At 42.1% G+C, this 22551-nt stretch carries 15 protein-coding genes, 1 tRNA gene and 2 pseudogenes; 3 read left to right on the forward strand and 15 right to left on the reverse strand.

Going from position 1 to position 22551, the window contains the following annotated elements; translation table 11 throughout:
- Positions 1 to 48: 48 nt before the first annotated feature.
- The 12 genes and pseudogenes from tet(O) to tig form a co-directional block, all read right to left on the reverse strand.
- Entirely contained in the window at positions 49 to 1968 is a 1920-nt protein-coding gene (gene tet(O) / locus DXA07_RS04090; protein ID WP_117477955.1) for a tetracycline resistance ribosomal protection protein Tet(O), read from the reverse strand.
- A 303-nt stretch (positions 1969 to 2271) separates the two neighbouring features.
- Positions 2272 to 2508: pseudogene (locus DXA07_RS04095) on the reverse strand (DUF6674 family protein); the annotation flags it as partial.
- A gap of 60 nt (positions 2509 to 2568) precedes the next feature.
- Complete coding sequence (locus tag DXA07_RS04100; RefSeq protein WP_117477954.1) at positions 2569 to 3258, reverse strand: SpoVG family protein; 690 nt, start codon at positions 3256 to 3258, stop codon at positions 2569 to 2571.
- A 3-nt stretch (positions 3259 to 3261) separates the two neighbouring features.
- A complete protein-coding gene (locus DXA07_RS04105; protein WP_117477953.1) occupies positions 3262 to 3660 on the reverse strand; it encodes a hypothetical protein in 399 nt (132 codons plus the stop codon).
- Positions 3653 to 4270: a class D sortase gene (locus DXA07_RS04110; RefSeq protein ID WP_117477952.1), complete on the reverse strand. Its 618-nt coding sequence runs from the start codon at positions 4268 to 4270 to the stop codon at positions 3653 to 3655. Before DXA07_RS04110 ends, DXA07_RS04105 begins: the two co-directional genes overlap by 8 nt.
- A gap of 13 nt (positions 4271 to 4283) precedes the next feature.
- Positions 4284 to 7781 carry a helicase-related protein gene (locus tag DXA07_RS04115; RefSeq protein ID WP_243013730.1) on the reverse strand — a complete coding sequence of 1166 codons (3498 nt, stop codon included), beginning with the start codon at positions 7779 to 7781 and terminating at the stop codon, positions 4284 to 4286.
- 112 nt (positions 7782 to 7893) lie between these two features.
- Positions 7894 to 8121, reverse strand: coding sequence for a DUF6462 family protein (locus tag DXA07_RS04125; protein WP_014081111.1), 228 nt, complete (start codon positions 8119 to 8121; stop codon positions 7894 to 7896).
- A gap of 242 nt (positions 8122 to 8363) precedes the next feature.
- Positions 8364 to 9977 (reverse strand): lysine--tRNA ligase, encoded by a 1614-nt coding sequence (gene lysS / locus DXA07_RS04130; protein ID WP_118483476.1) that lies wholly within the window; start codon positions 9975 to 9977, stop codon positions 8364 to 8366.
- Positions 9978 to 10018: 41 nt separating this feature from the next.
- Positions 10019 to 10501, reverse strand: a complete 483-nt coding sequence (gene greA, locus DXA07_RS04135; RefSeq protein ID WP_117785230.1) for a transcription elongation factor GreA — start codon at positions 10499 to 10501, stop codon at positions 10019 to 10021.
- A gap of 143 nt (positions 10502 to 10644) precedes the next feature.
- Positions 10645 to 10728: transfer RNA gene (locus DXA07_RS04140), tRNA-Leu, on the reverse strand.
- A gap of 88 nt (positions 10729 to 10816) precedes the next feature.
- Positions 10817 to 11971, reverse strand: a complete 1155-nt coding sequence (locus tag DXA07_RS04145) for an FKBP-type peptidyl-prolyl cis-trans isomerase (protein ID WP_118483478.1) — start codon at positions 11969 to 11971, stop codon at positions 10817 to 10819.
- Positions 11972 to 12048: 77 nt separating this feature from the next.
- Positions 12049 to 13275, reverse strand: a complete 1227-nt coding sequence (gene tig, locus DXA07_RS04150) for a trigger factor (RefSeq protein WP_117823185.1) — start codon at positions 13273 to 13275, stop codon at positions 12049 to 12051.
- Positions 13276 to 13775: 500 nt separating this feature from the next.
- Between tig and nrdD the strand changes: the two are divergent.
- The 3 genes and pseudogenes from nrdD (at position 13776) to dut (ending at position 17148) form a co-directional block, all read left to right on the forward strand.
- Positions 13776 to 15900, forward strand: a pseudogene (nrdD, locus tag DXA07_RS04155) (anaerobic ribonucleoside-triphosphate reductase).
- A 265-nt stretch (positions 15901 to 16165) separates the two neighbouring features.
- Complete coding sequence (nrdG, locus tag DXA07_RS04160) at positions 16166 to 16702, forward strand: anaerobic ribonucleoside-triphosphate reductase activating protein (protein ID WP_021943173.1); 537 nt, start codon at positions 16166 to 16168, stop codon at positions 16700 to 16702.
- Positions 16702 to 17148, forward strand: coding sequence for a dUTP diphosphatase (gene dut, locus DXA07_RS04165; RefSeq protein WP_118483482.1), 447 nt, complete (start codon positions 16702 to 16704; stop codon positions 17146 to 17148). Before nrdG ends, dut begins: the two co-directional genes overlap by 1 nt.
- A gap of 57 nt (positions 17149 to 17205) precedes the next feature.
- Here dut and DXA07_RS04170 read toward each other — a convergent pair whose 3' ends face one another.
- The 3 genes from DXA07_RS04170 to pth form a co-directional block, all read right to left on the reverse strand.
- Positions 17206 to 18246 (reverse strand): peptidylprolyl isomerase, encoded by a 1041-nt coding sequence (locus DXA07_RS04170; RefSeq protein ID WP_182429563.1) that lies wholly within the window; start codon positions 18244 to 18246, stop codon positions 17206 to 17208.
- An 87-nt stretch (positions 18247 to 18333) separates the two neighbouring features.
- Entirely contained in the window at positions 18334 to 21858 is a 3525-nt protein-coding gene (gene mfd / locus DXA07_RS04175; RefSeq protein WP_118483484.1) for a transcription-repair coupling factor, read from the reverse strand.
- A 135-nt stretch (positions 21859 to 21993) separates the two neighbouring features.
- Entirely contained in the window at positions 21994 to 22551 is a 558-nt protein-coding gene (pth, locus tag DXA07_RS04180; protein ID WP_021943169.1) for an aminoacyl-tRNA hydrolase, read from the reverse strand.

The raw sequence follows: 22551 nt of genomic DNA on the forward strand, positions 1-22551 counted from the left end.
AGTTACATTCTCCTTTCAAATCTCATTTTATATGACTTTTGCAAGCTGTTAAGCTAACTTGTGGAACATATGCCGAACCTTATCTATACGGCTATTCGGGCGGCGGGGTTGGCAAATAAATTTACCAATAGCTGGCTGGTATCCTTTTAACTCTGTCAAGCAGACTCCCTGCCCATTTGTGAAATAAGTTAAATCGTTCCTGTATTCTTGAATACATCTAGCAGGGATTTCTCCTTTCAGAATGACCTCGTCATTCTTTATCTGAGTACTTACAATATCTGCACAATACCTTGGAGCATCATGATACGCCCGTGAGAGATATTCCTGCGGTGCATAAATTTCAAAGTGGAGATATGGCTCTAATAGTTCTGTCCCTGCTTTTTTTAAAGCCTGCTCCAATACGATAGGGGAAAGCAGCCGAAAGTCTGCGGGGGTACTTACAGGACTATAATACAATCCATATTCAAAACAGATTTTACAGTCTGTCACTTTCCATCCATACAGCCCCTGCTCGCAGCCATAAAGAACCCCCTCCATAACCGCATTTTGGAACGATTGATTTAAATATCCAAGTGAAACTCTGCTTTCATACTGCACTCCGCTTCCAATAGGGAGCGGCTCTATGGACAACCCGACAGAAGCCCAGAAAGGATTTGGCGGGACTTCTATGTGGATGGTATATTCTGCTTTTCTAAGCGGTCTTTCCATATATATAACAGTAGGCTCTTTTATTTCTGCCTCCACATGATATTTTTCCTCAAGGATGGCACAAATGACTTCCATCTGCACATTCCCCAAAAAAGAAAGTATAATCTCATGCGTTGTAGTATCCACATAATATTTTAAAAGAGGGTCGCCATCTGAAATTTCTGTAAGTGCCCCAAGCAATATTTCCCGCTGTTCAGGTTTCTTTACTGCAATCGTTGTTTGGAGCATAGGGAGAGGATTTTCAATAAATTTTCTCTGCGGCAACAGCATTTCGTTCCCCAAAATACTGTTTAGCTGCAAAACATCATTTGGTAAAATTACAATATCACCAGAGCAGGCTGTATCGGATGGATATAATTCACCGTTTGTCGGAACACACATCTCTGTGATTTTTATTTTCTCTTTTTCAGATATTCTAATAACATCCCTCAAATGCAATGTTCCGCTATATATACGCACATAAACAAAACGCCGCCTTTTCTCTGAATATTCAATCTTAAAAACCTGCCCGCATAATTCAGATTGACCTTCAGGCGTTGATGAATAAAATTTACTGGCAATCACTTCTATAAGCTGCCGAATCCCCAGATTGTTTTTAGCGCTTCCGTGATAAACGGGAAATAACGTTCCGTTTTGGAATCTCCTGTTTTCTTCCTGTTCCAGTTCTGACATTTTAAACGGTTTCCCTGACATATATTTCTCTAATAGTTCATCGTTTCCCATAATTACCGCATCCCACTGTTCCATATCGTCATTGTCCGTTACATTTATATGGGGATGCTGCCCAACCTTTTGCTTCACTATAATTTCCGAAGAAAGCTTTGCTTTCATTTCCCGATATACCATTGGCAAATCAATCCCCTCTTGGTCAATTTTATTGATGAAAAAGATTGTCGGAATCTTCATTGTCTGTAGTGCATGAAACAGTATACGGGTCTGTGCCTGTATGCCATCCTTTGCAGAAACTAATAATACTGCTCCGTCTAAAACGGATAAAGAACGGTATACTTCCGCCAAAAAATCCATATGGCCTGGCGTATCTATAATGTTGACTTTTACATCCTCCCACTGAAAAGATGTCACTGCTGTCTGGATAGTGATTCCCCTTTGACGCTCCAAATTCATTGTATCTGTCCTTGTTGTGCCTTCATCTACGCTCCCTAGTTCTGCAATTGCACCACTGGTATATAATAAACTTTCCGTTAATGTTGTCTTTCCTGCGTCAACGTGAGCCAGAATGCCTAAGTTAATTATTTTCATGTGATTTTCCTCCTATCAACACCCAAAAAAGGGCATAAAAATACCCAGTGATAAATACTCCTATCACTGGGTAAATAACTCCAATAGCCCCAAAACACTTATATGTTTTCGGGCATATAAAATTACATGATAAAAGTATTCTTAAACTGGGTACAAAAAACTAAGCCCCATATTAAAAGTGAAACGGGACTGCTACTTTTTGTTCCCACTATCAAATTGACAGTTTATTTAAGAATACCTTGCCGCATATTTATTAACTCCTTGTATAAAACTGAATCTAATTATATTCCTTAACCCTTTATTTGTCAAGCCCTTTTTAGCATTATTGACAAGAGTATCTTCCTGCATTTCTTTGATCTGGTTCTGCATATTGGTGAGTTCTTCCGTCATGGAATCAATCTTTTTCTCCAGTCCATCCACATAGCTGCATATCTCAAATACATCGTTTGCCTGCTCTTTCATGGCATTTTTCTTTAATAAGTCGAGAAGTTCTCTTATGACCTCCTCATTGGTAAGTGTTTTTCCTGCTTCCATATCCATTCTGTTTCCTCCATTCTGTAAATGGGGCAGCCTTGGCCGCCCCTGTACTCTGATTACTGATTATCGAAAGGGCGTCGCCTCTTTGTCCTTCTCTTTATCGGGATTGCCATGATGTTTCTCTGCACTCTCTCTTGCATTTTCGTTGCTCTTATCCTTTGCTTTCTCATATTCAGAGATAATCTCATTATAGAGTTTTTCCCTGAAATCCTTTGTGACCGGATAGCAGACATCCTGGTAGATTGGCTTGCCCTGCTCGTCCACCTGCTTTGTCTTATAAGAAGGCATTGATACAAAGATTTTCTCTTTGCCCTGCACGATATTGATGTTATTTACGATGAAACTGTTTTCAAAATAAATGCGTGCAAGTCCCTTGATGTTACTACCTTCCCTCTCATAAGGTGTTACAGTTACGGAAAACTCCGGCATTTCCTGTGTACGCTCCTGCTTCTGTGTCTCCTCTTTCTCCGGTTCCTTAATTCTTGCATAGGCATCAAGGATATTGGTATAGAGTTCCTCTCGAAACTCTGCTGTGATAGGATTGCACACATCCTTATAGATCACACCGTTGCTTTCATCACGCTCATTGGAGCGGTATCTTGGCATTGATACAAAAAGCTCTCCCTTATCCTTATTCTCAAGGATTGCAATATTGGTAATCTTAAATGAATCACCAAATACTACTGTTGCAAATCCTTTGATGTTGCTGCCCTCTTTTGCTCTTACTTCGTTTACTTTAATTGAATACTTCATATGCTATTCCTCGCTTTCTTTTTGTTCTTTGTTTTGCTCCGGTATGATAAGCTCACACCAAAGCTGTTCTATCTGTTCACAAGACAATCTGCCATTAAGCCAGTTGCCAAGTGTAACGACCATTCCATCCTGCTCGTAATAGAGCCACTCCTGTGTTTCAATGTTCCCCTCATACACGATAGTCACATCAAAATCAGGCATAAATAATCCTTCCTCTGCATCCCATACACAGGCTATTCCCTGTCTGAGTGTCAGATTCAGGCTTTCGACATACACAGACCAGCCGCTTACGACTATCTGAAAGTCATCATCAATCTCAGCAATATCATCCTCGATGTCAATTAGCTCTTCCATTTCTGCTACTGCCTCTTCTATCTCACCTAATCGGTATCTCTTATTCATCCATCACCGCCTCCTTATAAATGCACCTGACCACAAAACGCATGGTTCCTTTCTGGGAACAGGTAAAAAGAGTTAATTCTTTTTCTGTACCCTGTGTCTTGATGCTGTTATCATACGGATTTACTACCTCTGTCTCTATTACCTCATAGATATGCTTCAGCCCATTTTTGTCGGTTATCATTACTTCATCACCTATGGATATCTGACTTAGTGGTGTAAAAAATGTGCCATATCTGCTGCCATTATGACCGCACAATACACAGTTGCCACTTTCTCCGATTCCTGCAGTCTCTTCTATATGACCAATCCCTGCATTAAGCACTTTACTTGTGGTTCCTTCCATTACCGGATACCTGATATCTAAGCCCGGTATCTCAATGATGCCGATAACACCGCCTTCTTTAAGAATGGCTTCATCCTCTTTACTAATGGAGGTTTGCTCTTCCTCCACATCTGTTTCTTCATCGTAATCATCCTCCAATGTCTGCTCAAATTCACTTATGAGCTGTTCTGTCTGTTTTTCTCCGGTTGTCCGCCAGAAAAAAGGGACTGCCATAATGGCAATCCCTGCTGCAATCAGTAGTCCTGCGACCACTTTTCTTATGCTCATATTATTCACTCTCCTATCGTGTTCTGCCCTCTCTGTCGGCTGGATAAGCACCTTTATCCTCTGCTACAATTGCTGCAGATTCCATTCTGTCATCAGCTTCTCTTTCTTCCTCCGGTCCGCTCAGGTCTGCATCCACAGCCTTTGCGTTCTCAAGGTCAAGCTGGGCATTCAGTTTACACTGCCTAGCCAGCTTTTCTTCCAGTTCCTTGCTGTACGCAAATGGCTTGTCATACTCTGCCTTTGATGCTTCAAGGTCATTCTGGTACTGCTCAATCTTCTTTTCAAAGAAATCAATGTTCTCATGGAGTCCATTGAACAGGTTTTCCAGCTTCACCATGCTGCCGACAGGACTTGTGGAAAGCTCTGCTTTATACTCTGTCTTTCCACGAAGCACCATATAATTGATGCCAAGGAAGTTCTTTTCCACAAGCAGCTCAAATCCGTGGAATTTACCGATTACAGTTGTCTCTCCGGTCTTACATTTACTGATTGCTTCAAGCATCATCGTTCCGCCATCCACACGCTCTGTGTAAGTTACTTTGCCTATGGTAATGGCAAATTCCGGATTATCAATCAGCTCTTTATCCCTTGCCTTTACATCCTCTCTTACATTGGCAAGCTTTTCTGTTGCTGTCTTAATCAGCTTCGGATACTTAATCATAAAGTTATCCTGCAAGCCATATCTCTGATTGTCATAGGATGCCTTTAAGAGCTTTAATCTCTGGACATCATTGTCAATCTCCATCTTTTCCTTGATTAAAGGATTGCCTGTGGCAACCGCTTTAATCTCTGCATAGGAAAGTGTTGCCTCGTCGATATCCTCACAGCTTCGGCTTACAGCCTTGCTTGTCATGACCTGACTGATGAATCGCTGCTTATTTTCAACAAGCGACCAGTTGTATGCATCAAATGTCCCTTTGGTGACATATCTGTAGATTGCCACCTCTTCATTTTCATTACCCTGTCGTATGCCTCGTCCTTCCCTCTGTTCAATAGAAGAAGGCTTCCAAGGGCAATCCACATGATGCATTGCAACAAGGTGTGTCTGCACATTGACACCTGTTCCACACTTGTCCGTTGAACCGATAAGAACCTTCTTTTTACCTGTCCTCATCTCCTTAAAAAGTGCGTCCCTTTGTGCATCCGTCTTGGCATCATGAATAAAAGCTATCTCATCTGCCGGAATACCATACTGGATCAGTGTTTCTTTCAGATAATCGTAGATGGTAAAGTCCTTATCTGGTCCCGGTGTGCCGATGTCCGAAAAAATAAGCTGGCAGCCTATATGACCATCAGCATTTCCTTTCTCATATTCTTTCCATACATTCTCCGCTACCTTATTGAGTTTTCCATCCGGATTGTTCGGCGCATCCTTATCAATCAGTCTGGCATCCGTTCCAAGAAGTCTTGCCTCATGGGTAATCTTTAGAAAGTTATCCACGCTTGGATCAACTCCACCGCCTCTGATACGCTCTGCCCTCACAACAAAGTCTTCCATGACCTGCTTCACATACCAGTCAGGCTCCGACTCCACTATAATAGGCTTGCCGCCACGGAGAGCTGGCACATCAAGGTCAAGCATGTCTGCGGTCTGCACATCTGCTACCTCACGGAAGATATTCATAAGCTCCGGCAGATTCGTAAACTTATTAAATCTGCTCTTAAAACGAAATCCGCTTCCCTCTACAGTAAGCTCAAGTGCTGTTGTCACTTCACCAAAGTTTGCTGCCCAAGAATCAAAGTGATAAATCCCCATCTCTTCAAGTGCCGCTTTCTGTAAGTAAAGCTGCATGACATACATCTCACACATGGTATTGGATATTGGTGTACCTGTTGCAAACACAATACCCCTGCCATCATTTATCTCAGACAAATACTGGCATTTAAGCTGCATATCCGTTGACTTCTTAGCTCCGCTACTGCTGATACCTGACACATTATTCATCTTGGAAAAAATCGCAAGGTTCTTAAAATTATGTGCTTCGTCTACCATAATAGAATCTACACCCAGTTCCTCAAAGGTAATAAGGTCATCCTTCCTGCTCTCATCTGACAAGGATTTCAGCTGTTCCTCCAGTTTTTTCTTCTGGCTTTCCATCTGCTTTACAGTCCATCGCTCTCCGTTACGCTCCTTCATCTCATCAATCGCATAGCTGATTTCATCAATCTGCTCGTTAAGCATTCGCTCCTTTCTCTCTGCGGAGATTGGGATTTTCTCAAACTGTGAGTGTGACATGATGATACAGTCATAGTCACCAGTTGCAATCCTTGATACGAACTGCTTTCTGCGGCTTTTTTCAAAATCACGCTCCGTGGCAACTAAGATATTTGCTGACGGATAAAGCCTTAAAAACTCTGATGCCGTCTGACCGATAAGCGGCTTTGGTACAACCATGATTGTCTTATTGGCAAGTCCAAGTCTCTTCTGCTCCATGCAGGCAGCCATCATCTCAAATGACTTTCCGGCACCGACACAGTGTGCCAGCAGAGTATTTCCCCCAAGAAGAATTCTTGCCACCGCATTTTTCTGGTGTGGCTTTAACTCAATCGCCGGATTCATTCCCGGAAACTGTAAGTGACTTCCGTCATACTCACGCAGGCGGATGTTATTAAATGTCTCGTTGTAATACTCCACATATTTCTGTCTTCGCTCCGGCTCTGCAAACAGCCACTCCTTGAACTTCTCCTTGATCATGTTCTGCTTTTCCCTTGCAAGCATTGTCTCATTCTTATTGACTTCGTAATGATACCTGCCATCTCCATCATCAATCCTGTCCCTGACTGTTACAGTTTTCAGGTTCAGTGTATCCTCAAAAATAGAATAAGCATCCATGCGGCTTGTACCATAAGTTTTAGTAGCTGCCACTGAATGCTTATCCATACTCTTATTCTCGATGAACCATTCCATGCTCATCTTATTCAAATGCACCTGAATACCTGAATTATAATACTGGCTCCTTACTGCTCTTGCCCGTCTTGGTGTATTAAGCAGCTCATAGATAAACTGCTCATAGTCCAGAGGCTCAATCCATGTCGTACCAATCTTTACATCAATATCTGATGCCTCTATCCATTCCGGCTGTACCTTTTCAAGTGCTGCCACATTTCCTGCAAATCTCTCAGCCTGTGGATTATCTGTATCTGCTGCCATAGCCTTTGCTACACGAAGCTTATCCCTTACATTTCCGAACAGATACTCGTCTGCTGTCTCCCAGCCTACCTCCGGATTATTCTCATTGTATCGGTCGGGATTTAAGAAAATCAGTCCCTCCAGCTCTTCCACAAGAACTGCCCTTCTAAGCTCTGCCAAAGCATCATCACTAAATGTTATCTCATCAGCTGTCTGCCCGGACTTTTCTGCAAGTTCTTCCTTTGCATTAGTAATATCCGGCTCATAGATAGAGAGCATATAGGCAAGATTTACATATCCAAATTCATTGACGGATACATTTAATGCTAAGCTTGTATAAAGAACCTGCCGCCTTAGCAATATATTCAGTTTCTTCAACACTTAATCCATATTCCCGAGCCACCTCTTCAACCCTTATGTATCTTTTTATTACCTCTGCACCATGAAGGTAAGCCCTAACATCCGGCTGTAATTGTGTTACCATCCTTTTCACCTACTTATAAAATTCATCATCAACTATATGGAATGTCTCAAGGTACTCATCAAATATTTTTAAATTCACAAGTACTAACTGACCTAACTTATAGATTGCTTTGGCATCCTTAGCCATTTGCATAAACTTTGATACGCCCATATGATACATTTCTGCTCCTTCGCTATATCTTACAAACTTTGTATTACCATTCTTCTTAAATTCCTGATATGCCTTTGTGTGTTCCATGCTATTCTCCTTTCGGTATTTCAATTGTTCCTATAACGCAAAAAAGGACATCTTCTAAATTTCTTTAGAAAATGTCCTCTAAGTAATACAATCTTTAATTTTTCAGACTAAGCAATCTGTACTAACCTGTACTAATCTTTTTTTGACTATGCCAAAAATTGGTCAAATCTTGGTCAAAACCCCTTGACCAACTATATATTTTAGTACATCCAAGTGCTGAAACCCTTGATTTTCCTGCATTCCTACTTATCAATAGACTTCATAGTTGGGAAGAGGAGCACATCACGGATTGCCTGTGAATCAGTCAACAGCATAACCAGACGGTCGATACCATAACCGATACCGCCTGTAGGAGGCATACCGATCTCCAGTGCATTTAAGAAATCCTCGTCTGTATGCTCTGCTTCATCATCACCGGCTGCTGCATTTGCATCCTGTGCTGCAAAACGCTCACGCTGATCGATCGGATCGTTCAGCTCGGAGTATGCATTACACATCTCCCATGTGTTTATAAACAGCTCAAAACGCTCAACCTTACTTGGATCAGAAGGTTTCTTCTTGGTCAGTGGTGAGATTTCGATTGGATGATCCATGATAAATGTAGGCTGGATCAGTTTTTCTTCACAGAACTCCTCAAAGAACAGGTTAATGATATCACCCTTCTTGTGACGTTCTTCATATGCAATATTGTGTTCATCAGCCAGCTTCTTAGCTGCTGCATCATCTTCTACCTGATCGAAGTCGATTCCGGTATATTTCTTGATCGCATCATTCATGGTCAGACGCTCAAACGGCTTACCGAAATCAATCTCGATTCCATTATAGGAAATCTTTGTGCTTCCGCAAACCTTTTCAGCAAGATAACGGAACATGGACTCTGTCAGTTCCATCATACCTTCATAGTCTGTGTATGCCTGATATAATTCCATCAGCGTAAATTCCGGATTGTGTCTTGTATCAACACCCTCGTTACGGAATACTCGTCCAATCTCGTAAACTCTTTCCAGTCCGCCTACGATCAGACGCTTCAGATATAATTCCAGAGAGATACGAAGTTTTACATCCTCATTTAATGCATTGTAATGTGTCTCAAATGGTCTTGCTGCCGCACCACCTGCATTTGCAACAAGCATAGGAGTCTCAACCTCCATGAAATCACGGCCTGCAAGGAAGTTCCGGATCTCCTTTAATATCTGTGAACGCTTGATAAATACTGCCTTGCTCTCCTGATTCATGATAAGGTCTACATATCTCTGACGATATCTGACATCTGTATCTGTTAAGCCATGGAACTTCTCCGGAAGGATCTGTAATGACTTGCTTAAAAGTGTCATTTCTTCTGCATGGATAGAAAGCTCTCCTGTCTTTGTACGGAATGCCCATCCCTTTACACCATAGATATCCCCAATATCGGATTTCTTGAAATCTGCATAAGCTTCTTCACCGATCTGATCTCTTGCAACATATACCTGAATGTTACCCTTCAGATCCTGAATATTACAGAAGGACGCCTTACCCATAACGCGCTTGAACATCATACGTCCTGCAATGCTAACATGGATCGGTGATGCATCCATGATCTCTCTTTTCTCGTTATAATCGTTGTTCAGCACTTCCTTCTTCTGTGCATCATCCAGTCCCTCTACATCCGGCTCCTGTCTGCCTGCAAGAAGCTCTGCTTCATGTGCTGTATATGCTTCTTTTACATCTGTACTGTGATAAGTCACATCATACTTTGTAATCTCAAATGGATCTTTGCCTGCCGCCTGTAAATCTGCCAGCTTCTCACGACGAACCTGTAACAGCTTATTTACATCCTGTGGCTTAGCCTGATTATTCTGCTTATTCTCTGCCATCTTTGTTTAATCTCTTTCTACTATATTGATTATTCTGTTTATTAGATTGCTCTCTTGATATCTAATATTCTGTATTTGAATTCTCCGTCCGGTGCTTCTACTATTACTTCTTCACCAACGCGCGCACCCTTTAATGCCATACCAACCGGCGATTCATCAGAGATCTTATTCTTCATGATATCTGCTTCTGTTGAACCAACAATGTGGAATACAATTTCCTCGTCAAATTCATAATCATATACTGTTACGGTACGGCCGATACCGACAACCTCTGTATCAACCTCATCCTCGTCAACGACCTCTACATTTTTCAGGATAGCCTCTAACTGCTCGATTCTTGCCTCGATATCACGCTGCTCGTCCTTTGCTGCATCATACTCAGCATTCTCAGATAAGTCTCCCTGCTCTCTTGCTTCCTTGATCTTGGCAGCAATCTCTCTACGTTTATTTACCTTCAGATCCTGAAGTTCTTCTTCAATTTTTTTAAGTCCTGTATAGGTAACTACCTGTTTCTTTTCAGCCATCGCCGACTACCTCCTAAACAATATCTGTGTTTTCCGTTAAGTTCTCACAAGTATCCTACATTATATTCCAGTTTCCCTGTAATGTCAAACCTGTATATAGAAAAAAGAAGCCTTAAAACTAAGACTTCTTTTCCTTATATCAATGCAGTTGATGGGACTTGAACCCACACCCACGTAAGTGGACATGAACCTGAATCATGCGCGTATGCCAATTCCGCCACAACTGCATGAACGTGCTTTATCTCACGCACTCGTTTAATATAGCACGTCATCTGCTTCTTGTCAAAACAAATTTTGTAAAAACGTCAACTTTTTTTATTCTGCCTCTGAAGCTGCCTCTGTTGTTGACTCTGTGCTCTCTGCTTCAGTGGAACCATCTTCCGATGCATCTTCTGAACTTGCTTCTGTTGAATCTACCTGAACAGCTGTACCCATCAGATAATCAAGAACCTTTTCCTCTGTTGCATAGAATTTCAGATCGCTCGCTGAATATTTGGAGTTGATCGTATCCTCGTCTACCTCATTATCATCCATCAGCTTCTGCTTATATGCATCAGTCTCTTTATCATTTGCGATCAGATTTTTTTCTAACGCGATCGAGCTGACAACGATCTTCTCCTGCATTACAGATTCAACTGTGCTCTGAAGATAGGAAACAAATGCAGATTCATCTGTATATCCATAGAAATACTGTAAGAATGTTGGTACGCCGATTCCATACTGGGAGGCACTGGACTCGATATTATCCATAACACTCTTGACATAGGAATCAATTTCGCCTTCCGGATACTGATTAAATGTTGTTTTCTCTTTGATTGCCTTTAATACATTTGCACGATCTGTACTGTCTGCAGTTTTGTCTGTATCCTTCTGAAGCTCATCTGTCAGATACTTGGTATAATCCGCCGTCGTTGTATATTTACCATCCGTAGCCGACTTCACAAGGTCATCTGTATATTCCGGTGTCGTCGTTATCTTGATATAATTGATCGTTACATCAAATACAGCTTCCATTCCTGCTACTGTTGTATCAGAATAATCATCCGGATATGTGATCGTGATTTTCTTCTCTGTACCAGGCTTTAATCCGATCATCTGATCATCAAGTCCCGGTGCTAATGCATCCTTGCCTATAACAACGCTGGTTCCGGCTTCATCATCATTCTTATTCTTTTCCTGACCATTGATCGTTTCTACATAATTGATGTTGACATCATCACCATCTTTAATGGCACTGTCATAATCCTTTGTCTCTATATTATTATCTGTACAGAATGAATCAATCTTCTCATCGATCTGATCCTGTGTTACCTCTCTGGATGCCGGAACATATTCAACACCATCATAATCACTTACCTCTGCACATTTTGCATACTGCTTGAATTCACTCTTTGTGCTTCCACATCCGCTAAGCACTCCCATGCCGACAACGGTTGCCAGGCAAAGGGTCATTACCTTCTTCATTTTCATAATATAATCTTTCTCCTCAAGGCTTCATCTTATTATTTTATCATCCTCATTTTAAGGATCCTGTTTCAACATCCGCTTTAGTTTGCCTCTGTTGTTACTTCTGTGGTTTCTTCAGAAGCCGTTGTTGCTTCTGTTGCAGCTTCTGTACTCTCTACCTTCTTGCCATTATCAAGCAGGAAAGTCATAACCTTATCTGCAAGTGTATAATACATCAGATCTTCAGAAGAATACTGCTCTCTGATCTGATCCTCTGTTGTAGAATTATTGTCTGCCAGCTTCTTAATATATGCTGTTTCTTCATCTGCATCGATCGTAATATTCTCTGCTTTTGCAATCGCACAGACAGCCTTCTTTTCCTTTACAGACTCTTCACAGATCTGCTTTACATATTCTGCAAATGACTCCTCATCACTGTATCCATAGTAGTAATTGATAAATGTTGCATAATCGAAATTATAGGAGCTTGCCTGAGCTTTCAGGTTGTCAATAATTTCGCTTGCAAGACTTTCAACTTCATCTTCCGGTACATTCTCGATCTGTGCTTTATTAATAACACTTGTCATAACCACATTCTGTGCAGAAGTAAGTGCTGCAGTCTCATTGCTTGCTTCCAGTTCTGCTTTGATTGATGCTTCATATTCATCTACTGTTTTATAGGAAGTATTATTGGCAACAAGTTCATCGTTGTACTCTGGTTCAACCGGAATCTTAATGTAGTTTACAGTCGTCTTAAATACTGCATCCTTTCCATTCAGTTCTGTGTTTGTTGTACTGTAATCCTCCGGGAATGTTACATTTACATCAAATGTATCTCCGGCTTTATGACCTACGATCTGATCTTCAAAATCATCAATAAAAGATTTGCTTCCCAATGTCAGATCATAACCATTTCCATCAGAATTACCACCTTCAAATTCCTTACCATCTACAGTTCCGACAAAGTCGATATTTACAATATCACCCATCTTTGCTGCACTTGTCTTATCTTCATTATAAGTAGTGCAGGATGAAATAAAAGAATCTACCTTGCTCTGAATATCATCTGCAGTTACCGCTTCCGGTGCATATTCATATTCAATTCCTTTGTACTCTCCAAGCGTAACGCCATCTGCATATTTCTCGATATACTCATCGATCGTCAAATCTTCTGCTGCCTCTGTGCTGCTGTCTGATGAAGTCGCATCCGTTTGTGTTGCATTGTCAAGCTTACCGGTTGTATTCTTTTTATCGCCGCATCCCACAGCCATAGATAATGTCATTGCCATTGCAAGAGCAACCGCAAGTCCCTTTTTCAATTTCCTCATTGTACTTACCTCTATATTATTATAAAATTAGGTATCACCTATCATAGCTTTATATCACATTTCCAATTAAAAATAAAGCTATTTTAAGTAATTCATAGAAATGTCACAAACTATGCAACGTTATTGTTAAATGCCTGATTGTTCGCAATACTTCGACAGTATCCATACTTTCAGATACAATTTCCGACAATTTCACATAATGTCAATCACCACTCGAACAGTAAATCACATTTTCCCATGCAACACAATATCTAGTATTATTTCTTTGATTTTTTCTCAATATTTTGTACTGATTGATATAGACAAACCAAAATGGTGATGCTATAATGTGTAACTGTCGGGGACATAGAGTTACAAAATATTCCAAACGATTTTTTAGTCTCACAGATTTTAAATCGTTCATTTTTTTGTCTTTTTTTCACACGCGACGCAATATGTTGGGGTTTGAGAAAATATTGCACTCAATATCTAGATAATCAATTTTGAAGGAGAATGTAAAAATGCAGGTAATCAAAAGAGACGGTCGAGCCGTATCCTATGATCGCAGCAAGATTATCGTTGCCATCCAGAAGGCAAATGCCGAAGTCGAAGACTGCGAAAAAATTTCTGAAGAAAAAATAGAAGAGATCATAGACGGTATCGAAGCAAAAAACAGAAAAAGAATGCTGGTCGAGGACATCCAGGATATCATCGAGCAGAAGATTATGGCAGAAGGGAAATTCGTTCTTGCCAAAACTTACATTATATATAGATACAGCCGTGAACTGATCCGTAAAGCAAATACAACTGACGATTCCATTCTCAGCCTGATCCAGAACAGAAACAAAGATGTTATGGAAGAGAATTCAAATAAAAACGCAACTGTTGCTTCCACTCAGCGAGATCTGATCGCCGGTGAGGTTTCAAAGGATCTTACCAAACGACTTCTGCTGCCTGAAAAGATTTCAAAAGCACATGAAGAAGGTGCGATCCATTTCCACGATGCTGATTATTTCTTACAGCCGATTTTCAACTGTTGTCTGATCAACATCGGAGATATGCTTGACAATGGCACTGTCATGAACGGCAAACTGATTGAGAGCCTAAGAGCTTTCAGGTTGCGTGTACGATCGTTACACAGATCATTGCTGCCGTTGCCTCCAGCCAGTATGGTGGTCAGTCCGTTGATATCCGTCACCTCGGAAAATATCTGCGTAAGAGTTACAATAAATACAAAGCATTATATCAGGAAGAATTTGGCGAGAGATTAGATGCTGATACATTAGAGGAACTGGTAAAAGAAAGGCTGAACGACGAGCTTCGTTCCGGTGTTCAGACGATCCAGTACCAGATCAACACTCTGATGACTACAAATGGTCAGTCTCCATTTGTTACCTTATTCCTGAATCTCGATCCAAATGATGAATACATTGAAGAGAATGCCATGATCGTAGAAGAAATCCTTCGTCAGCGTTTAGAGGGTATTAAAAACGAAGTTGGTGTTTATGTAACACCTGCATTTCCAAAGCTGATCTACGTTCTGGATGAGCACAACTGCTTAAAGGGCGGCAAATATGATTACATCACCCGACTTGCGATCAAGTGCTCCGCAAAGAGAATGTATCCGGATTACATCTCCGCTAAGAAGATGCGTGAGAACTATGAAGGTAATGTCTTCTCCTGCATGGGATGTCGTTCTTTCCTTTCTCCTTGGAAGGATGAAAATGGCAACTATAAGTGGGAAGGACGTTTCAACCAGGGTGTTGTCAGTCTGAATCTTCCTCAGATCGGTATTCTGGCAAAGGGTGATGAAGATAAATTCTGGTCACTCTTAGATGAACGACTTCAGTTATGCTATGATGCCTGATGTGTCGTCACAGAGCACTGGAAGGCGTAACTTCAGATGTCAGCCCGATTCACTGGCAATATGGCGCGATCGCACGATTAAAGAAGGGTGAGGTTATCGATCCATTACTTCACAACGGCTACTCTACTCTGTCGCTTGGATACATCGGATTGTATGAAACTTCTATCCTGATGAAGGGTGTCAGCCATACAGATCCGGTTGGTGAAGAATTTGCATTAAAGGTTATGAACAGAATGCGTGCAGCCTGTGATAAATGGAAGGCTGATACCGGACTTGGCTTCGGCTTATATGGAACACCAGCCGAAAGCTTATGTTATAGATTTGCACGTATTGATAAAGAACGTTTCGGTACGATCAAGGATGTTACTGATAAGGGCTACTACACAAACTCCTACCATGTTGATGTCCGTGAGAAGATTGATGCATTCAGCAAGTTCAGATTTGAGAGTCAGTTCCAGACGATCTCATCCGGTGGTGCGATCTCCTATGTCGAGATACCAAATATGCGTAACAATCTGGATGCTCTCGCGGAAGTGGTCCGCTACATTTATGAGAATATCCAGTATGCTGAGTTCAATACAAAATCCGATTACTGTCATGTATGCGGCTATGATGGCGAGATCATCATCAATGCAGATGGTGAATGGGAATGTCCGCAGTGTGGCAACAAAGACCACGCAAAGATGAACGTTACAAGAAGAACATGTGGTTATCTCGGTGAAAACTTCTGGAACGTAGGCAAGACTAAAGAAATGGCTTCCAGAGTATTACACCTGTAGGATTCAGGTCTGATGCATGTGATTCATCCGTAGCACAAACAGAATAATATATACCACATACGATCAGAATATACCGGAATTTTTATAAAAACACTTGCTATATTGAAAAAATTGGTTTATATTAAAGCTATGCATAAAGTATTTACTTGTATGAACAGTTTACATCCGATTTTTAACTAAGTGCATTAATAATTTCAATTTGTATGGTCTGCATGTCGTAGAGGGCAATGCGGGCCATACTTTTTATATGGGAGAAATAACGATTATGAATTATATGGATATCAAACGGTGTGATATCGCAAATGGAACCGGAGTCCGAACCTCTCTGTTCGTATCCGGCTGCACACACCACTGTAAGGGTTGTTTTAATCAGGATACCTGGGATTTCAACGCAGGTAAGCCTTTTACTCAAAAAGAAATTGATACGATCATTGAACTCTGTAAGCCGGATCATATTGTAGGGCTTACCCTGCTTGGCGGCGAACCATTGGAATTCGTCAATCAACAGGGACTGCTTCCACTTCTGGAACAGTTCAAGGCTGCTTATCCGGATAAAACGATCTGGTGCTATACCGGCTATGATTTTGAAAAAGACGTTCTGGACAAGATGTATTTCCAGTGGGATTTCACTCACAAATTCCTGTCCTATCTGGATGTTTTAGTCGATGGAGAATTTGTTGAAGAAAAGAAAGTTCTGGATCTGCGATTCAGAGGTTCTACAAATCAGAGAATATTGGATGTTCCAAAATCATTAGCTGCCAAAAAAGCAGTCTTATGGGACGAGAAAGGAAGGTACTTCTAATGACCACATTTGATATTAACATTAAGAAATTGAATGAAAATGCGACAATTCCTTCTTATGGTTCTGAATTTGCTGCCGGCGCAGATCTGTATGCCTGCATGGAGGAGCCGGTAACGATTGCTGCCGGAGAAACCCAGTTCATCCACACCGGACTGGCTATCGAGATTCCGGTCGGCTATGCCGGACTAGTCTATGCAAGAAGCGGTCTTGCCTGTAAACGTGGTCTTGCTCCTGCTAACAAAGTAGGCGTTATCGATGCTGATTACCGCGGAGAGATTATGGTAGCGCTCCACAATCACTCTAATGTTGATCAGACAATCGAAAGTGGTGAACGCATCGCTCAGCTTGTTATCACCCCATACATTACCGGTTGTTTCCATACTGTAGATGAATTATCCGATACCGCACGCGGTGAAGGGGGCTTTGGCTCAACCGGAAGAAAATAAACAGGCGAAAAATGTCCATGGCACGAAATGTACCATGGACATTTTTATTCTATCCCATTAATTAAACGTGATCATACTATACACATCGGTATTTACACTCTTGGAATAAGTGTAATCTTTATCAATCTTTGATACCCAGTTCGTTAAAAGGTTATTAAAATAGGCATCATTCGCTTCTTTTGTTAACTCCGCTTTATTCGCAGCGGTTGCCTTCTCATCCGTCAGATATGTCATCTGGAAGATATGATAGCCATTCTCAGTCTCGATAACCTGCGAGATATCTCCATCCTGCATATCATATAAAGTATCCAGAACCTCCTGTCCATAGCTTTCCAGGATCTGATCCTTACTCATGGTATGGCTTCCTGCATATTGCAGACTATTTGTGTGACCAAGGAAAGTAATATTCAGGTTCGGATTGTCCGATAACTGCTGTTTGATTGAAGTATAAGCCTCGTCCGCTTTTTGTTTCTGTTCTGCAATCTTATCCTTACTATATACTACGATATTTCCAAAATCATCCTCATAATAACACTCAAAGAACATATCGTAAAATGTCGTCATTCTTGCCTGCTCATCGGATACCTCTGCAGAGGAGTCGCTCATGACATGATCGTAAATCTTCTTTGCCAGTGCATTCTCCTGAAGAACACGGGATGGTGTATCTGCTTCCATGCCGGTTTCTTTCAACTGCTCATCGGTCAGACTGTTATAGAAATCTTCCGCTTCCTGTTCTGCCTGCGCCTGTTCTTCCGCCGTCAGGCTGATCTTATATTCATCTGCCTGTGCGATCAGCGCCTTGGTCTGGACAATGTTGGAGATTACTTCGCGTCTTGCCATTTCCTCGACATCCATCTCAATGCCGCCATCCGTCTCGATCGTTTTGCCCCAGATGTTACTGCCGTATTCTTTCTCGTACTCATCAATGGTCGTCTGTGCATAGATATACACCTCGTCCAGATAAATGTTGTCATTTCCGAATTTGAATACGATATATTTTCCTGTATTATCCTGACTTTCTTCTCCGCACGCCACAAGTGCAAGTAACATCACACATGCACAGATCAAAGAAACAGTCTTTAGAATTCTACGTTTCATCCACCAACCTCCTGTTCTTCCAACTCACCGATTCCAGCATCTGCATCATCCTGCAAATATTACCGTTTTCGGTATACTGATCATCTTTTATTCTTCTGCAAGTTCCGCGATATCGGCTACAACCGCTCTCGCCTGCTTCCAGATTTCTTTCTCTGTGATCGTCTTCATCTTAAGCACAAAAGACGGACTATTGCCGATCACAAATTTCATGCTTCCTCTGTATTTATCTAATAACGAATCAATCTTTGCTGTGTCGATCTTCGCCTGTTTAAACATCGAAAACCGCAGCTCCGCCCCCGCCAGCATAATGCTGGTTATATAGGCACAATTTGCCTTTGCCTTTAATAAAGATACATCAAGCAGGTTCAGAACCTCTGTCGGTATCTCTCCAAATCTGTCGTTTAATTCGTCAATAATATCATCGTAATCATCATCCGATGCGATATGAGATATCCTCTTATACAGATCCAGCTTAATGAATTCATTCTTGACATATTCAGCCGGTATATAAGCATCCACCGGAAGCTGTACGGTTGTCTCAAACCGTTCTTCAACCTTCTCGCCCATCTCCTGACGGATCGCATCATTTAACATCTTACAGTACAGATCATAACCAACTGCTTCCATATGACCGGACTGATCCTCGCCTAAGATATTTCCCGCGCCGCGGATCTCCAGATCCTTCATGGACACCTTGATTCCAGAACCAAGATCGGTAAATTCCCGGATCGCTTTCAGTCTCTTTTCCGCAGTTTCCTTAATAAGTTTATCCCGACGGTACATCAGAAATGCATATGCATTCCGATCTGAACGACCGACACGGCCGCGGAGCTGATACAACTGGGATAAGCCAAATGTATCTGCATCATGAATGATCATGGTATTTGCATTCGGAATATCCAAGCCTGTCTCGATGATCGTCGTAGTAACCAGCACATCAATCTCATGATTGATAAACCGGTACATGATGTCCTCCAGCTGTCGTTCATGCATCTGGCCATGCGCATACTCAACGACTGCATCCGGTACAAGGGATGCGATCTCCGATGTGACCATCTCTATATTATTTACCCGGTTATATACATAATATACCTGACCATCCCGCGCCAGCTCACGCTTGATCGCTTCTTTGACAAGTTCGGGATCAAGCTCCATGACATAGGTCTGGATCGCCCGTCTGTCCACTGGTGCTTCTTCCAGAACACTCATATCCCGGATACCGATCAAGCTCATATGAAGTGTACGAGGAATAGGAGTCGCTGTCAAGGTCAGAACGTCTACATTTGTCTTCATCTGCTTGATTTTTTCCTTATGTGTTACACCAAACCGCTGCTCCTCGTCTATGATCAGCAGACCAAGCTGCTTAAATGCCACATCCTTGGACAACAGCCGATGTGTTCCGATCACGATATCCACCTTTCCGGCCTTCAAATCGGCGATCGTCTCCCGTACCTCCTTCGGTGTACAGAAACGGCATAACAGCCGGATCTCGACCGGGAATTCCTTCATACGTTCTTTGAATGTATTATAATGCTGCTGTGCAAGGATCGTAGTAGGCACAAGATATGCAACCTGTCTGCCATCGTATACCGCCTTAAATGCCGCACGGATCGCAACCTCTGTCTTACCAAAGCCCACATCACCACAGATCAGACGATCCATAATCTTGCTGCTCTCCATGTCTGCCTTTGTCTCTGCGATTGCTTTCTTCTGGTCATCCGTTTCCTCGTACGGGAACATTTCCTCAAATTCCTGCTGCCAGATCGTATCCTTCGAATAGCAAAAGCCCTGTGATGCCTGTCGTTTCGCATACAGGTTCACCAGTTCCTTTGCGATCGTTGCAACATGACCTTTTACCCGGCTTCTGGTCTTCTCCCAGTCCTTGCTGCCGAGCTTGTTGATCTTCGGCCGTCTGCCCTCTTTATCACTGTATTTCTGAATACAGTCTACCTCAGAGGCCAGCACATAGAGCTTTCCGCCCTCTGCATAATTGATCGTTACATAATCTTTTAAGACACCGTCCACTTCGACCTTCTCGATACCGCCATAGATACCAACACCATAGCGTTCATGAATCACACAGTCACCCACGCTGATATCAGAGAAATCCTTGATCACTTCACCGGAATACCGAGGCTTCTGGTTCTTCTTTTTCTTCATACTGCTCCGTGCAGTAAAGACATCGCCTTCATTTATCACAACCAGCTTCAGCTCCGGGAACTCAAATCCTGCCCGAAGTCTTCCTGTCGTAACCATTACCTCTTTCTCAGAAAGAACACGGTCGGTATCCTCTGAATAGAAGCACGCCACATCATGGCTGGTCAGATTCTCAACCATGCGTTTTGCTCTGGTCGTCGATGGTGAGATAAATATGATACGGTAATTCTTCTCTCGCCATTTTCCGATATCCGCAATCAACGCTTCAAAATTATTCCTGTAGGAATTAACCACTCGGCTGTCGTAAGTTACATCATGCCGGATCGTAAAATACCGATCCTCATGATACAGAATAGAAAATGCGAGCGTCTGAAACGCCTGCATCTTCTGCACGATTGCCGGATAAGTAAATAAAATGTTCATCATACCCGGAAGGATATAGCCACCCTCCAGACGGCTCTCCATGCTCTCAAGGAAGGTTGCCATATAGTTATCCGCATAATCTGATATTCTCGAGGTTTCATCTAATAAAACAACTGTATTTTTTGTATGGAAGCAGTCTAACAGTGATACGGTCTTACTGTAGAAATACTCTACATAACTGTCGACTCCTGCCATCCCATGAAACTCCGTCAACTGCTCTTTGATCTCTCCGATCTGCTTCTTTAAGCGGGCAGCTTCCTCTGTCTTGAACTCTTTCCGCAGCTTCTCATAATATGGTTTGAATTCCTGCTCCAGCTTACGGATCCCCTGTGCCGTCCTGCAATCAGACAACACCATCTCACTTGCCGGATAGATCTGGATCTCCTGTACCTGCTCGATCGACCGCTGGCTCTCTACATCAAAGCTCCGGATCGTATCGACCTCCGTATCCCACATATCGATACGATATGGACATTCCTCTGTCAGAGGGAAAATATCAATGATACCACCACGCACCGCAAACTGTCCGACACCGTCTACACTATCAGCCTTTTCATACCCCAGTTCCACCAGTCGTTTCTTAAGCGCTTCAACATCCAGTTCTTCCGCCTCGCGGATCGTCACAACGTTTTTCTTAATGTAGGACAGATCCGGCATCTTATCAAATAACGCATCCACTGTCAGAATGATCGTACAGGCTTCTCCCTCGATCAGTCGTCTGAATATATCCATCCGCCGTCTGGTGATAGAATTTCCATGGATATCTGAGCTGTAAAATAAAATATCTTTCGACGGATACATATACACCGCTTTATCATAGAAACGGAAGTCCTCGTATAACTGTTCCATTCTCTGTTCGCTGTAGGTTACGACCAGTCTCACATGTGCATCGGATGAAAATGCATGCATCAGATACACACGATCTGTTCCGTCATTTCCGGATATATTGACGATGCCATCCTGCTGTTTTAACCAGTCCTTTATCTGTATATAATTTTCGGTATGTTTTACAGGCTCATTGATTGCCTTCATATCGACGCCAAATGCCAGGCTGATACAGCCTGGCTCCCTTTCTTTTTTATTTTCTGATTATTTATACCTGTCTGATCGTATGCATGGCTTCACCCCGTATACGACCTGTTCCGATCAACACATTTAGTCTTTCAGTTAATTATATTTATTCATTGCTGCTGCCGCACTGTCTTTTAAGATCAATGCGATCGCATCACAGGCATTATCACAGCCTGCCTTGATCTCCGGAAGTTCATCTTTTCCGAATCTGGATAATACATAATCTGCAAGATCCATACGATCCGGTTTCTTTCCGATTCCGACACGGACACGGACAAATTCCTGTGTTCCCAGATGCGAAATGATATTCTTCATTCCATTATGTCCGCCGGCACTTCCCTTTTCACGGATCCGAAGCTTGCCGACTGCCAGATCGATATCATCATAAGCAACGATCACATCGGATGGATCGCATTTGTAATAATCGACCAGTTCCCGGACACTTTCTCCACTCAGATTCATAAATGTCTGCGGCATTGCAAGGATCACTTTCTCTCCTTCTATCATGCCCCTGCCATAGATCGCTTTATGCTTCTTTTCACTTAATTCTATATTATATTTATCTGCAAGTCCTACGATTACGGAAAATCCTACATTATGTCTGGTTCCCGCATATTTGGTTCCCGGATTTCCAAGTCCTACTATCAGTTTCAT

Source organism: Clostridium sp. AM54-37XD (genome assembly GCF_003478225.1).
In the GTDB taxonomy this organism is placed as follows: Bacteria; Bacillota; Clostridia; order Lachnospirales; family Lachnospiraceae; genus Coprococcus; species Coprococcus ammoniilyticus.